Here is a 14284-nt window from a genome sequence, read left to right on the forward strand (position 1 = left end):
CCGCGCTTTCGCACGGGTGGGACGGGTGCGAATCACCTACTTGGCCTGCTTGCGCTCCCAATACGCGTCGGCCTTCGAGCGGACTTCGCGCTCGTCTGCGTCGTGCCACAGCGCACGGGCGTCGACTTCCTCGTTCTTGAGAAAGAGGTGCGTGCGTCCGTCGATCACCTCGAAGCTGGTGGGATCGGGCACGAAGTCGGAATCGACCGAGCAGCCGAAGGCACAGAAGCCGCCGTATGCGGGGAGGTATCGCTCGGGGTCGACCTTGAAGGCCTTGACCTGGCCAGCATCGGTCATGAAGTAGGTCACGCCCTCGTAGACCGCCTTGTGCAGGGGCGATCCCGGCTCGGCTCGTCCTCGGGTGAGGTACGAGACCGGGCTGTAGCCGCTCACGCCCAGCGGCGTGGTGTGAGCGGGCGAGCGGGGCGGTGTCACGTCCTGGCCGGTTGCGGCAGACTGGTCGGCGAGCCCAACGCCCGCGATGAGGGCGGCGCCGGCGAGCACGAGGGTGAGGATTGCAAACGAGTGATTCATGTGCGATCTCCTGGCATCACACGCCGATTGAGGCGGATGCCGCTGGTGGTTCATGTTCAGATAGAGACTGAAAGTTGCGTGCGCGCACCGTGGGCGCATCAGAACCTGGAGATCGCTAGAAGAGGGAGAGGCCCGTGCCGTTCAACTCGGCCTGCATTGCGTCCCTTCGGTCGCATCGAGGCGAGTGCTGGATGGCGTGTTGCATGGGCATCGTGGGACGATCAACCCTGGCAGTCGAGGGCTTCTTCCCCGCGAGTTCAGTTTTTGGAGATGGCCCTTGACAACGGTGCGCGGCGGCCTCTTCGGGTGACTCGTCGGCCCGGGCAATGGAGCGGAGGCGACTCGAACGCCCAACTTCCAGCTTGCAAAGCTGGCAACCCCCCGCCGTAACTCCTGATTCTACCGACACTTGCGAGCCTACGCCCGACGACCCCCGCGCAAGCCCCAGCAGTTACGGCCAGAATGGCCCCCAATCGGACCCTGCCGACCCACGGTTGGCGGTGCTGTTGGAAGCATGGCCCGACCTGCCCGAGCCGATCCGCCGGGCGGTTGTAGCGATGGTCGAGGCGAGCAAGGCGTGAGGGTTTCAGTGGCACGCCGTCCACCGAAATCGGGTCCGATGCCTCCCCTGCAAAGGGGCCGGTACGGGGGGCTCCCCACGCCGACCCATTCAGAAACTAGACCCCACAGCATCGCTCAACAAAATCGCGGCATTCATCCCAACTGAAACTGGGCGGGTGCTTGTACCTTTACTGGAGAACCAGAGTGACGACCAGAATGGACCACCCTTGGCCGAGCGGATGGCCACCCGTCTTCATCGTGAGCCAGGATGGCCAAGCACGCCCCTGTCCGTTCCTCATGGGCTTTGACGATCTGATCGACTTCCTGCGGCTGCACGACATCGCCCACCCCAGAGCGTCGATCTACAGGTACCGCAAGCTGGGGCTCAGAAGCGTGCGAGTGGGCCGTCGGGTCTGGTTCAGGCTGGATGACGTGCTGGCGTTCTTGGAGGCCCAGCAGCAAGCCCTCCCGGATATCGGTTCGCTTTGAGGAGTCCAATGAAGGGTGAGTAGTCTGTCCGCCCGCCGAGGCCACGTGAACCTCCCAAATCTCGATCAGAGCCGTCACCGGGAACGGCTCTCGGAACCGGAGCGGAAACCAAAGTGTGATCTTGAGCGTCAGGTGGCAGCGGTGGCTGTCGGATCGCACCGCCCAGTTGCGTTGATGGTTATAGGACTTTTTTGCCCGAGCGTGCACAAGCCTTGTCTGCTTACAACTGCACGCATATACTTGCTACAGCAAGCAGGAATGTGAGGTGCATGCATGTCGGATGACAAGAGCAGTGGTCAGGGCCCTGGCGACAACTTGTGGCGATCCAAGGGCGGCAAAGCAAGGGCCGAGAAGATGACCAAGTCAGAGAGGTCTGAGGTTGCTAGGAGGGCAGCTGAGGCAAGGTGGGCCAAGGAAGCAGGGACAAAAGTGGTGATGGCCACTCACACCGGAGAACTCAAGATCGCCGACCCGCCAATTACGTGTGCTGTTCTCGAAGATGGCACACGGGTGCTCTCTGAGACCGGCATGGTAAATGCCTTGGGCCTGTATCGAAGTGGTGCCGTGCATGTGCGTGCACGCGACCCTGACGGAGGTCAGTCGCTACCGCTGTTCGTCGCGAACAAGAACATCCAGCCGTTCGTTGACGATGAGTTGGAACAGATCCTGCGTAGGCCGATCTGGTTCAGGCAACCCGGCAGCGCGTCTCGCCAAAAGGGCCTGGATGCAAAGATCATCCCCAAGATCTGCGAGGTTTGGCTTCGCGCACGCGATGCCGGAGTGCTGGAAGGCAACAAGACACAGCAGGCTGTTGCCGTGAAGGCCGACATCCTGATGCGTGCACTTGCCGAGGTTGGAACGGTTGCGCTCGTTGATGAGGCTACCGGTTACCAGCGTGAACGTGCACAAGATGCTCTTGCCAAGATTCTTGAAGCATTTGTGGCAAGGGAGCTGCAAAAGTGGATTCCGACGTTCCCGCTTGAATTCTACGAACTGATCTGTGAGATCCGTGGAGAGCCGCTGGAACGCGCGTACAGCCGACCCGCGTACTTCGGCAAAATCACCAACGATCTGGTCTACGAACGGCTGGCTCCGGGCGTGCTTGATGAGCTTCGCTCCAAAAACCCTTCTCAACCCGACGGGCGACGGAAGCACAAGCACCACCAGTTTCTCACGCCCGACATGGGGCACCCGAAACTGCGGGAGCACCTGATTGGTCTTGTCGCTTCCCTCAAGTCAGCCAAAGCCCTTGGCCTCGGATGGGATGAATTCAAGAAGCTGATCGACAAGACCACGCCGAAGCAACCAAAGATGCCACTGTTTGATGGTCAACCGGATGACGACTGAACGGCCGCTGCCACACCCTCGAACGCTGAACGAGGCAGCTTCCTGGCCAGCTCACTCGCCAGCCTGCCCCCAACTACACAAACCTCCCGAGCCATCGGTATGGAGGCTGTCTGATTCCGCAGTCTGGTGTGTGAGACGATCATCGGCCCGTCGGTAACGGGGCCCCGTGATGGATCATCGAACGCGCTAGCTTGCGTGGTTGAGTCAGACTAACAGCCGCTATCAAAATCGCTTTGGAACGCAAGGAAATCGAAGACGGTTAGTCTCCCATCACCATCAAAGTCCGCTTCCATGATGCCACTATCAAACCACGATCCGAACAGCAAAAAGTCGAAGATCGTCAGGCGAAAGTCACCATCAAGATCCGTCCGGGCGGTGACTTCCACTTCACGACTCACAACGAGACCACAGGCGTTTGAAATCACCACGGAGTAGATCCCAGCATCGGCAATGGTTGCATCGAGTAGCGACAGCGAAGCCGTATCAGCGCCCTGCACAATGGCGCCCGTGGACTGAACACCATTGCTGAGCGCCACTCCGTCCTTTTCCCACTGATACTGGCCGCCGTAGCCTTCGGCGAGTAACACCTCTAGTTGTGTCGGCTGGCCGCAGACGATTCGCTGACTGCTGGGCTGACGAGCGATCCAAGGCACGCCATTGGTCGTCCATCGTGCAACGAAGCGGGTGTCGAACGAACCGGCTCTGGCGAAGTTGCCCCCAACCATGACCTCACCGAGCACAGTCTCGTACAATGCATAGACACCTTCGTCATGAAACGTACTAACTGAGCCGCTAGTACCTTGGCCGAGGGCCTGCCAGGTGGAATCACTCCATCTGGCGATGTTCGAGGCCGATCGACCGCCAGCCCGTGTGAAATTGCCTCCCGCGACGATTGCTCCGTCTGTTGTCGGTAACACCGCGCGAACCACGCCATCGGTGCCATCGCCGAGTCTCTGCCATGCCTCGCCGTCCCATAGGGCGATGTTGTTCGATTCGGCAAGCCCACTAAACCTGAAATCACCGCCAACGACGAGGCTGCCATCAGAGGCCAGCGACATCGCGTAGACGGGGCCGCTTGTGCCGAGCCCGAGCGGATGCCATTCGGTGCCATCCCACTTCGCAACATTGTTGACGGTCACACCGCCTGCGAACTCGAACTCTCCAGCAACATAGAGACTGCCAGAGTCATCGACCACCATCGAGTGGACTGCGCCTGAAACACCATCACCCAAAGGACTCCAGGTTGAGTCAACTCTTACGGCCACGCCGTCGAAGCGATCATCGCCCGAGCGAAGAGTCTCACCCCCGGCCACGACTCGGCCACCGGAATCAAAAGTCAACGCGTTTACGCGCCCTTGTAGCCCAGGGTTGATCCAAATGCTGCCAGGGAGTAGCCGCCGAAGTTCACCCACAGTCGCCCATAGCGTGCCGTCAGGCTCGGACAGAGCATCAATCACCTCACTGCCGGGACCAGGAACGGCACTCCACTCAAATCCCCTCCAATACGCCATTGATCCAGCAAAAACTGAACCCCCGAGGGTACCGAAAGCTCCGCCGACCAAATGAGCGACAGGCTGATCGTCGGTGACAGCAGCAGGCGCATCTGAAATCGTGAAGACAGGACCAAAGGGCCCTTCACGGAAGTCCATACGAAGCCACGCTCCATCACAATCCTGCCCCGACACCACGGTCGGGCAAAGGGCGTGAGAGCCAACAACCACCGCCAAGCACCACTTCAACACTCTCACTCGACACCTCCACCCGTAGAACCCCCAGCAGAAAAAGGTAGGGGTCAAGGGACGCGGCTGTGCCAGCAGAGCGGAGTGGCAAGGCCCGATAACGTCCATCGTTTGCCAACTCTAACTAGAAGTGATGATGGGGTACGCCGCACAGCACATCCAGCAGGCAGCATTTTGCTAACTAGGAGTGGTGACGGAGTACGCCGTACATCATACCGCTCAAAGACCAAACACACCAAATGCCGGCTCGCCCTGATGATGCGTGACGCATCCCACGCAACGGGCTGACCAGATTCTGACCTGACAACCGTCGAACGCGTGGACCGCCACGCTGGCCACCTGAGCCCAATCCAACCACCGTTCAACGCCCACACCGGGCGTTTTTTCGTGCGCCGACAGTCTTATTGATAAGGACTAATCACCTATGTCGAAGGATCGACTCCCCACCGTTGGCCAGATCGCCCGCCAGCTCGACGTGCCCGTCCATCGCATCGAGTACCTGATTCGCACTCGCAACATCCAGCACGTCGGCCGCGCCGGCATCGCCCGGGTGTACGACGCAAAGGACGTGGAGGCCCTGGCCGAGGAACTGCGCCGGATCAAGGACAGCCGGGGAGGGCGAAGTGATGCCTGAGTCTCCCGCCCTGCTCACGACCAAGCAAGCCAGCGCGTTCCTTGGTCTGCCGCCACGCACGATTGCACGCCACGTCTCGTGCAACGCGCTGCCATCGGTCAAGATCGGCCGATCGCGACGCTTCCCGATCACCGCCCTCAACGCATGGCTCGCCGCCGGTTGCCCGACCGAGCCTGGCGATGGTGGTCGAATCCTTGCAGACCTTCGCAAGGGGGTGCGATCGTGAGCGGCCCGGTACAACGAGTCTTGGCAGCACTGAAAGCACACGGCCACAAGCCCCGCGAGTCCGGCGATGGCTGGTCATGCACATGCCCAGCCCACGATGACACCAACCCTTCCCTGTCGATCAAAGCCGGCGACGACGGACGGGCGTTGGTGCATTGCCACGCGGGCTGCCCGACCGACGGTGTGTGTCATGCCATCGGGCTGCGGGCCGCCGATCTATTCGCGTCTAACACCGATCGACCCACCGGACGGTCAACCCCGAAGCGCCGGCAGGAATCGACCACGAAGGCCGGCACGTTCCCCACGGCCGACGATGCGGTGCGTGCGCTGGAACGCCAGCACGGCCGACGCTCGGCGATCTGGACGTACACGGACGCGGGGGGCGAGTCTGTGGGGCTGGTGGTGCGGTGGAACACAACCACGGGTAAGGACGTGCGGCCAGTATCGCGCAGCGACGATGGACGCTGGCGCATCGGTGGAATGGCCGCCCCCCGACCCCTGTACGCCCTGCCCGACCTGCTGGCCGCGCCGGCGTCGGATCGGGTGTGGGTGTGCGAGGGTGAGAAGGCGGCAGACGCTGCCCAGGCGGTAGGGCTGACGGCGACGACGAGCCCGCACGGCTCGAAGTCGGCAAGCAAGGCGGACTGGTGCCCGATGGCCGGGCGTGACGTGGTGATCCTGCCCGACCACGACGACGCGGGCGAGGGGTACGCCGACGACGTGGTACGGCTGGTGACGGCTACGGGCGCGAAGTCGGTGCGAGTGGTTCGGTTGGTGGACTTGTGGGCAGGGATGCCCGAAGGCGGTGATCTGGCGGACCTGTTGGACCATCGCGGCGGTGACGGTGAAACCGTCCGCGCGGAAGTCGAGGCATTGGCGAATGCGGCCCAGCCCGTTGCGGATTCGATTCAACCGCTAAGGGTTCGGGGCGATCGAAACGAATTACGATTCGTTTCCGTGGCCGACATTGGCCCTTCCGAGCCCACCGATTGGCTGTGGCCGGGGTACATCGCCCGAGGAAGCGTGACGCTGCTGACCGGCCGCTGGAAGGGCGGCAAGACCACGCTGTTGAGTCACCTGCTACGCGACCTATACCGGGGTGAGGGGCTGGTGGACACACCCATCGACGGCCCCGCGCTGATCGTGAGCGAGGAACCGCTTTCGCTGTGGAGGCACCGGCGTGACGCCCTGCCCCTTCCTGCCGACGTGCGCATTGCCCAGCGTGAGAGCTTCGCCAAGCCCAGCCGACAACAGTGGGAAGCGTGGATCGAAACACTCGCCGAGACCATCCGACGCGAGGGCGTGGCCCTGGTGGTGTTCGACACGCTGGCGGGACTTTGGCCCGTGGACAACGAGAACGACGCCGCACAGGTACAGGAAGCGCTCGCCCTGCTGCGAGACCTGACGCAAGCCGGCGCTGCGGTGCTGCTGTGCCATCATCCCCGCAAGGGCGAGGGCGACAACTTCCAAGCGAGCCGGGGTAGTGGAGCGCTGCCGGGGTTCGCCGACATTCTTGTGGAACTGCAAACCTACCAGAGAGACGACGCCAGCGACCGCCGGCGCAAGTTGGTGGCAACCGGACGCTACGAAGGCACCCCCGCCGAATTGGTGATCGAGTTAGGAGAGGCCGGGTACATCATGCTGGGCGAGCCCACGGGCGTGCGTGCTGCCGAAGTTGCCGACACCATCGCCGAACTGCTGCCGGCACACGGGGAAGGCATGACCGCCGACGATGTGGCGACGGCATGGCCGACAGAGTGGAAGCCGGGCAAGACCCAACTGCGCGGGGCGCTGAAAGCTGGGCACGAAGCCGGCCGGTGGGTACAGAGCGGCAAGGGCGTGAAGGGCTCGCCCTACACCTACACGCGGCCCCCGGATTCGATTCAATCGCCAGAGACCCATAGCGGCTGAAACGAAACCAATCGTAAATACACTTGCATCATCCGAAGTATTGGAGTACCATCCACCATGCCGAGCGTAACCGAGACACTGCGGGACGCCCTGGAACACTGCGGCCAGACACGGTACGCGGTAAGCAAGGCGACGGGCATACCGCAATCGACCCTGAGCCGGTTCGTGGCCGAGGGGCGGGCGCTGCGGGGCGACAACATCGACGTGTTGGCCGACTACCTGGACTTGCAACTGGTGGCCAAGGCGAGCAAGCGGAAGGGGGCCAAGCGTGGCTAAGCAACGAAGCCGGGGCACGGGCAGTATCTTCAAGCGTGGCGGGCGGGGTTCGTGGATTGCCGTCTACACCGACGCGGACGGACGCCGACGTGAGCGGAGTACGCGGACGACGGACAAGGGCGCGGCCGAGCGCATCCTGAGCAAGCTGGTAGCCGATGCCGCCCTGCGGCGTGACGGCGTTATTGACGCCCGGCAGGATCGTTTCATCGCCGAGAGCCGCAAGCCGCTGGCCCACCACGTTGCCGAGTACCTGGACCACTGCCGCCACGCGGGCCACGCCGAGAAGGCCATCGACAACAAGCAACGCCACTTGGGCCGGCTGGTCGAGAGCCTGGACGACGGGCAACTGGCGGACCTGACGGCCGACGCGCTGGAGCGGTATCTGCGCCGGCTACGCGACGACGGCCAGAGCGCGCGCACCTGGAACCTTGGCCGGCAGGTGGCGGTGGCGTTCGCGTCCTGGTGCGTGAAGCAAGGCCGGCTGGAATCCAACCCGCTGTCCGTGGTGCCGAAGCTGAATGAGCAACGGGACCGCCGGCGCGTTCGTCGGGCGCTGACCGACGCCGAGTTGGCCCGTTTGATCGACGTAGGACGCGAGCGTGGCCGCGAGGCGTGGTATCTGGCGTGCGCCCTAGCGGGGCTGCGCAAGGGCGACTTGCAACGGCTGACGTGGGCCGACGTGGACTTCGACGATGCCACGCTGACGGTCCGAGAGGGGAAGGCCAAGCGGGTAGACGTACTGCCGATGCACCCGCAACTGGTGGACGCCCTGCGCCGGCGCTTTGACGAGCGCCCCGCCGTGGGTTCGGCCCGAGTGTTTCCCGAGACGGTAACGGACCTGACGCGACGCAAGGACTTCAAGCGGGCCGGCATCCCCCTGGTGGACGACGACGGCCGCGTGGCCGACCTGCACGCCCTGCGGACGACGCTGGGCACGCAACTGGCCAGAGCGGGCGTGACGCCACAGGTAGCGCAACGGATGATGCGGCACTCGGACTACCGGACGACGCTGAGCCACTACACGGTGCTGGGGCTGAGCGACACCGCCGGCGCGGTTGCCGCCCTGCCCAGCATCGGCACGCCCGACGCGCGGCAAGCCACGGGCACCACGGACGCCCGGCCCGAGAACGGACCCCCGCGCATACACCAGCGCATGCAGGGCCAGAGCGGGCAATCGGTGGCGCAACGGGGCAGTTCGGGCGGTGACGCCCATCGGGCCGGAATGGCCCGGAAACCCGGTGAAAACAGCGTTTCCGCCGTGTCCGGGGTAGTGGAGCGGATCGGGCTCGAACCGACAACTTCCAGCTTGCAAAGCTGGCACTCTACCAGTTGAGTTACCGCCCCTGGCAGGGCCAGTGTATGCCTTCTCGGACGCGAGCGCGCCCGCACAACCCGTCGTGACGCGTGTTGGCCGGTTCGCCGGTCGATAGGCCAAGGCGAAGGGAGGGCTCGCCGATGCGTCGATCCGGGTGGGTTGGGGTGTGTGCCGTGGTTCTGGGGATGGCGGTGTCGGCGTGGGCCGACCCGCAGGAGGCCTTCGAGCAAGCCCAGAAGGCCGAGCTGGAAGGACGCCATCGCGAGGCGTTCGACGGCTATCTCAAGGCCTGGGCCGAACCGACGCTTCGGAGCGAAGCGGCACGGCGGGCGCGCTCGTTGGAGCGTCTGGCGCGGCTGTCCTCGGACGAGGATACTGGCGCCATCGAGTCGCTTCGCGAGAAGGTCGGGGCCGGGTTTCGCACCTACCGCTCCCGGTCGTATTACGTGCTGAGCGATGCGGACGACGCGTGGACTCGCTCTCGCATCACCCTCCTGGAGCGAGCCAGAGACCAGTACTTCCGCGATCTCGATCGACTGGCGGTCCCCGTGCATCCCCATCCGCACCGGCTGCTGTGCGTGTTCTTTGGCGAGCACGGCGACTACCTGGAGTTCGCCCGGCGCCACGACGGATTCGATGCCGGGTGGACGGCGGGCTACTACAGCATGGGGCACAACGCCATCATCATCCACGACGACCGGACCTCTCCCAGCCTGTTCCGCGTGATGCGACAATTGGAGGGCTTCCAGACTCGAGTCGACGAGTTGAATGGCCGGGCCGCCGAAGCTCGCAAGCGGGGACAAGCCGAACAGGCCGGCCTGCTGGGTGACGCCGCGGCGGACCTGGAAGCCCACATCGAGAAGGAACGCAACCGCATCGAGGATCAGGTGCTTCGATTTGGCATCGCGAAGGTGCTCCACGAGGCCATCCACCTCCTGGCGTTCAACACGGGCCTTCAGGCTCGGGGGTCGTCGTATCCGTTGTGGGTCAGCGAGGGGCTCGCGGCGAGCTTCGAGGCCCACAGCACCAACGGCCAGTTCGGGTTTGCCTTCGCCTATGAACCGCGGGAAGAGGAATTACTCGCGTTGGCGGCCGACGGAACGCTGCCGAGCCTGGAGGGCGTGGTGACGCTGGACGACAACTCGGGCCTGCGGGCGGACACGGCTCGACCCCTCTACGCGGTGAGCTACGGGCTCTTCAAGGAACTCCACCGAACCAATCGCGACGAACTGGCGGAATACCTGACCGAACTTGCGGATCTCCCGGCGGGTCCGCAGTCGACGGCCGAGCACCTCGCTCGGTTCGAGCGTCACTTCGGCAGCGCGCGCACGCTTGAGAACCGGCTGACCCGGCGGTGGCTCGCCGCCGCCCGGGAGCGTGAGCGCACCGATGACGCGGGGATTCGCTCGGCCCGTCGATAGCGAGGGTCGAGCGGCCGGTTCCGAACACAGCCAAAACAGGACTGTCTGAGATTGCCACGCACCCTGCGACGGGTCGCTAGACCCAGCGCATCGAACGCTGTAGTCTGTACCTGTCAGGCACCTGCTGTCGCATGGACTGCGGGCCGGCCTGAGGGTTCTCGCATACCGGGGCCTCGTGTCCTTCTTCAATCAGGAGAGCAGCATGCCAGCGTTCGACCACTCGGGAAGGTGCCGCGTTTCGGCGGCGTTGGCGATGGCGCTTGCAGCCGGGACCGCCTCGCTCCAGATGGCTTGTGCGAGCGACACGGCCGTTGCGGGCGAGCCGGCCACCGTGATGCGCAGCGTGGCCGATGACACCCGCGGGACGGCAACATCGGCGGCATGGATGGCCGAGCAGGCGCAAGTTGGATATCCACGGATGCCCAGCCTCAGCCCCGATGGATCGACCATCGTCTTTTCGTGGGCGGGCGACCTCTGGGCCGTCGCTCGCGATGGCGGCATTGCGTCCCGCCTGACGACGCATCCGGCCGACGAATCGCGGAGCGCGTTCAGTCCCGATGGCTCGACGCTGGTGTTCGAGTCCGAGCGTGATGGCAGCCGGAACCTGTACGCCATGCCGATCTCGATCGAAGATGGGCGTGTGGTTGGCGGGGCCGTGCGGCGACTGACGCTGAGCGATCGCTCGCTGACGCTGTCGGGCTTTGCCGCCGACGGGCAGTCGGTGCTGGTGCATGCGAACCTGAAGCCCAGCATGTATCGCGGCGTGAACATGTGGACCGTGCCGCTGGACGGCGGGCCGATCGAGATGTTAACCGAGGCGTTCGGCCTCATGCCCCGCATGTCGGCCGATGGCTCCACAGTCACGTTTACCCGGCAGCGCGACCTGTACGACAGGCCGGCGTATCAGGGGCCGGCCGCCGGCGACGTCTGGTCGATGGACACCGGAACGGGTCGGTTCACGCGATTGACGACCTACGACGGGAACGACGCCGATGGCTTCGTGCTGCCTGATGGCTCGGTCGTATATACCTCGGGAAGGCACGGCCAGAACAACCTGTGGCGTATCCCCGCCGGGCAGACCGATGCGGTCGGCCCCACGCGGCTGACGAACTTCGCGCCCGAGGAGGGCGAACACACGATTGCGCACGGCGTGCTCGACCTAAACGTGTCGCGCGATGGTTCGACCGCCGCGTTCCTCGTGTGGGACAGGCTCTACACGCTGGACCTGACCCAGCGCGGCGCCGAGCCTCGGGCCGTGGACGTCTACGCGTCGGGCGATTCGAAGACGCTGGACACGCGGCTTGAAACGCTCGATCGCCAGGTAAGCGAGGCCGCGCTCAGCCCCGATGGTAAGACGCTGGCGGTCGTGGCCCGCGGCGAAGTGTTCATCCGCAATACCGAGGATGATCGCCCCACTCGTCGCGTGACGTTCACCAGCGGTCGCGAGCAGGACATTGCCTGGAGCCCGGACAACCAGTACCTGTACTTCTCGAGCGATGAAGACGGCGAGTTTGCGATCTATCGCGCGACCGTTAGCCTCTCACGCGATGACCTGAAGCCCGAGGAAGCCGCGACCGAAGAGGACGCTGCTGCAGAGGAGGATGTGCCGGACACCACCGACGACGGCGAGGGCGAGTCGGCGGATGAGGGCGACCAAGGCGAGCAGGGTGACTCGGGCGATGCTCAGGAAGCAGCCGAGAGCGACGAGAAGGAAGAGGACAAGAAGAAGGACAAGGTCGACCATGGCAAGCGGTGGTCCGAGGCCCTGCGCTTCGAGATCGAGCCGTTCATCGACGGCGATGAGCGGACCGTCCGCCCGATGCCCTCGCCCGACGGCTACCGCCTGCTGTACCTCCGCGAGCGGGGCGACCTGTGGCATCGCGATCTGGCGACGGGTCAGGACACGCTGGTGTTCGAGAGTTGGAACGAGCCCGACGTGCAGTGGGCCTCCGACAGCCGGCACATCGTCTACGAGGTGGCCGACTTGGACTTCAACGCCGACGTCTGGCTGCTGGACCTGGACAACGAGGACGGCGAGCCGGTGAATATCACGCGGCATCCGGACATCGATACGTCCCCGCGGCTGAGCCACGACGGGAAGATGCTCGTGTTCCTGAGCGATCGGGCGGGCAACAACTGGTCGTACGACGTGTACGGCGTGCTGCTCGATCGTTCGCTCGAAGGCAAGACCGACTACGAGCTCGCCGAGTACTTCAAGGAAGCCGCCAAGGCCGTCAGCAAGGCCGGTGCGATCGATTCGCCCGACCTGGGCGAACCGCCGGCCGATCGCGAGGCGCTCGAGTTTGACACCGAAGATGCCTGGAAGCGCGTGCGTCGGCTGACCAGCGTGGACGGGGCGAGCGATCTGGCCCTGACCCCCGGCGGCGACCGCGTGCTGTTCAGCACGAGCATCGACGGCAGCACCAGCCTGTACTCGGTCGACTACCGCGGCCGCGACCGCAAGACGGTGCAGAGCGGTGGTGTGTCGCAGGTCCGGGTGACGCCAGATGGCTCCAAGGCCCTGTTCATTCGGGGCGGGCAGGCTTCGACGGCCCGACCCTCTGGCGGCGGTGGTAACACGCTTGGCATCAACGCGACGGTTCGAATCGACGTTGCGGCCGAGCAGGCGCAGAAATTCCGCGACGCGGCCAACATGCTGGGCCGCGAGTTCTACCACCCCACCATGAAGGGGCTGGACTGGGACGCCCTGACCGAGCGATACCTGGAACTGGCCCGCGTGACGCGCACGCCCGACGAGTTCTACCAGGTCGCGAGGCTGATGATGGGCGAATTGAACGGCTCGCACCTGGGCATCTGGGGCGGAACGCAGCTTTACGACGCCCCGTCGATCCGCACGGGGTATCTGGGCATCGACGCCAAGCCGGTCGATGGCGGGTACGAGGTGACGCACGTGTTGCCCGAGGGTCCGGCATGGCGCGACACCAGCCGCCTGCACGTGGGCGACGTCATCACCGCCATCAACGGAACGCCGTTGGCGCCCGAGGGCGGCATGCCCGTGATGGATCTCGGCGAAGCCATGGCGGGAACGGCCGGCGAGGAGACGCTTCTGGACGTTCGGCCGGTGGATCCAGCGTCGTCGGGCTACGTGCTGATCGTCCCGACGTCTTCGGGCGGCGACAGCAACCTGCGATACGAGGACGGCGTTCGCCAGCGGCGCGCGAAGGTCGAGGAATTGTCCGGCGGACGCGTCGGGTACCTGCACATCCGTGGCATGAACGAGCCCTCGCTGCGGGACTTCGAGCGTGACCTGTACGCCGCCGCAAATGGCAAGGACGGCTTGCTCATCGACGTGCGTGACAACGGCGGTGGATGGACGACCGACATCCTGCTCAGTTCCCTGACCGCGCCGCGGCATGCATACACCGTGCCGCGCGGCGCCAACCCCGGCGAGGTGCCCGAAGACGCCTATCCGCGTGACCGCCGGCTGATCTATGGCTATTCGCGCCCGATCGCGGTCTTGTGCAACGAGAACTCGTACTCGAACGCCGAGATCTTCTCGCACGCCATCAAGACGACCGGTCGCGGGCCGCTCGTGGGCCAGCAGACCTATGGCGCGGTCATCTCAACCGGGTCGTACCGGCTCATCGACGGCACGACCGTTCGCCGGCCGTTCCGCGGGTGGTACCTGCCCGACGGTACCGACATGGAGAACAACGGGGCCATGCCGGACGTGGTGGTGGAGGTGAAGCCGGGCGACGAGGTCGCGGGCGTCGATCCCCAGTTGGAGGCCGCGGTGCGGGCGGTGATGGAAGACATTAACTAGGTCCGACTCGACTTATCCGCCCCAGGGGGCTTACCCAATCCGCGCAAT

10 protein-coding genes and 2 tRNA genes are annotated in these 14284 nt (G+C 64.6%); 8 read left to right on the forward strand and 4 right to left on the reverse strand.

The window, feature by feature from the left end:
* Positions 1 to 36: 36 nt before the first annotated feature.
* Positions 37 to 534: a YHS domain-containing (seleno)protein gene (locus tag RIE32_03935; protein ID MEQ9095394.1), complete on the reverse strand. Its 498-nt coding sequence runs from the start codon at positions 532 to 534 to the stop codon at positions 37 to 39.
* A gap of 327 nt (positions 535 to 861) precedes the next feature.
* Positions 862 to 943 (reverse strand) — tRNA-Ala (locus RIE32_03940).
* 449 nt (positions 944 to 1392) lie between these two features.
* Between RIE32_03940 and RIE32_03945 the strand changes: the two genes are divergently transcribed.
* Positions 1393 to 1584, forward strand: a complete 192-nt coding sequence (locus RIE32_03945; GenBank protein MEQ9095395.1) for a hypothetical protein — start codon at positions 1393 to 1395, stop codon at positions 1582 to 1584.
* A gap of 435 nt (positions 1585 to 2019) precedes the next feature.
* The gene (locus tag RIE32_03950; GenBank protein ID MEQ9095396.1) at positions 2020 to 2931 is read left to right on the forward strand and encodes a P63C domain-containing protein; all 912 of its coding nucleotides are present in this window, start codon (positions 2020 to 2022) and stop codon (positions 2929 to 2931) included.
* Positions 2932 to 3140: 209 nt separating this feature from the next.
* Here RIE32_03950 and RIE32_03955 read toward each other — a convergent pair whose 3' ends face one another.
* On the reverse strand, positions 3141 to 4580 hold the full coding sequence (locus RIE32_03955) for an immunoglobulin domain-containing protein (GenBank protein ID MEQ9095397.1): 1440 nt from the start codon (positions 4578 to 4580) through the stop codon (positions 3141 to 3143).
* Positions 4581 to 5094: 514 nt separating this feature from the next.
* Between RIE32_03955 and RIE32_03960 the strand changes: the two genes are divergently transcribed.
* The 4 genes from RIE32_03960 to RIE32_03975 are packed head-to-tail and all read left to right on the forward strand — an operon-like array spanning position 5095 to position 7716.
* Positions 5095 to 5304 carry a hypothetical protein gene (locus RIE32_03960; GenBank protein MEQ9095398.1) on the forward strand — a complete coding sequence of 70 codons (210 nt, stop codon included), beginning with the start codon at positions 5095 to 5097 and terminating at the stop codon, positions 5302 to 5304.
* Complete coding sequence (locus RIE32_03965; protein ID MEQ9095399.1) at positions 5297 to 5530, forward strand: helix-turn-helix domain-containing protein; 234 nt, start codon at positions 5297 to 5299, stop codon at positions 5528 to 5530. The genes RIE32_03960 and RIE32_03965 overlap by 8 nt, the downstream gene beginning before the upstream one ends.
* 20 nt (positions 5531 to 5550) lie before the next feature.
* On the forward strand, positions 5551 to 7440 hold the full coding sequence (locus RIE32_03970) for an AAA family ATPase (protein ID MEQ9095400.1): 1890 nt from the start codon (positions 5551 to 5553) through the stop codon (positions 7438 to 7440).
* A 57-nt stretch (positions 7441 to 7497) separates the two neighbouring features.
* Positions 7498 to 7716, forward strand: coding sequence for a helix-turn-helix transcriptional regulator (locus RIE32_03975; GenBank protein ID MEQ9095401.1), 219 nt, complete (start codon positions 7498 to 7500; stop codon positions 7714 to 7716).
* A 1271-nt stretch (positions 7717 to 8987) separates the two neighbouring features.
* On the opposite strand, the gene RIE32_03980 is transcribed toward RIE32_03975, so the two are convergent.
* A tRNA-Ala gene (locus RIE32_03980) sits at positions 8988 to 9060 on the reverse strand.
* Positions 9061 to 9171: 111 nt separating this feature from the next.
* Between RIE32_03980 and RIE32_03985 the strand changes: the two genes are divergently transcribed.
* Together RIE32_03985 and RIE32_03990 are read left to right on the forward strand one after the other, a co-directional pair.
* Positions 9172 to 10452: a DUF1570 domain-containing protein gene (locus RIE32_03985; GenBank protein MEQ9095402.1), complete on the forward strand. Its 1281-nt coding sequence runs from the start codon at positions 9172 to 9174 to the stop codon at positions 10450 to 10452.
* A gap of 202 nt (positions 10453 to 10654) precedes the next feature.
* Positions 10655 to 14236, forward strand: a complete 3582-nt coding sequence (locus RIE32_03990; protein MEQ9095403.1) for a S41 family peptidase — start codon at positions 10655 to 10657, stop codon at positions 14234 to 14236.
* The last annotated feature ends 48 nt before the right edge of the window (positions 14237 to 14284 follow it).

The organism is Phycisphaerales bacterium, assembly GCA_040221175.1.
GTDB lineage: Bacteria > Planctomycetota > Phycisphaerae > Phycisphaerales > UBA1924 > JAHCJI01.

Coding starts and splice junctions, on each gene's coding strand:
- RIE32_03935 (MEQ9095394.1), bottom strand. CDS start 534: ATGAATCACTCGTTTGCAATCCTCACCCTCGTGCTCGCCGGCGCCGCC.
- RIE32_03945 (MEQ9095395.1), top strand. CDS start 1,393: ATGGGCTTTGACGATCTGATCGACTTCCTGCGGCTGCACGACATCGCC.
- RIE32_03950 (MEQ9095396.1), top strand. CDS start 2,020: ATGGCCACTCACACCGGAGAACTCAAGATCGCCGACCCGCCAATTACG.
- RIE32_03955 (MEQ9095397.1), bottom strand. CDS start 4,580: ATGGACTTCCGTGAAGGGCCCTTTGGTCCTGTCTTCACGATTTCAGAT.
- RIE32_03960 (MEQ9095398.1), top strand. CDS start 5,095: ATGTCGAAGGATCGACTCCCCACCGTTGGCCAGATCGCCCGCCAGCTC.
- RIE32_03965 (MEQ9095399.1), top strand. CDS start 5,297: ATGCCTGAGTCTCCCGCCCTGCTCACGACCAAGCAAGCCAGCGCGTTC.
- RIE32_03975 (MEQ9095401.1), top strand. CDS start 7,498: ATGCCGAGCGTAACCGAGACACTGCGGGACGCCCTGGAACACTGCGGC.
- RIE32_03985 (MEQ9095402.1), top strand. CDS start 9,172: ATGCGTCGATCCGGGTGGGTTGGGGTGTGTGCCGTGGTTCTGGGGATG.
- RIE32_03990 (MEQ9095403.1), top strand. CDS start 10,655: ATGCCAGCGTTCGACCACTCGGGAAGGTGCCGCGTTTCGGCGGCGTTG.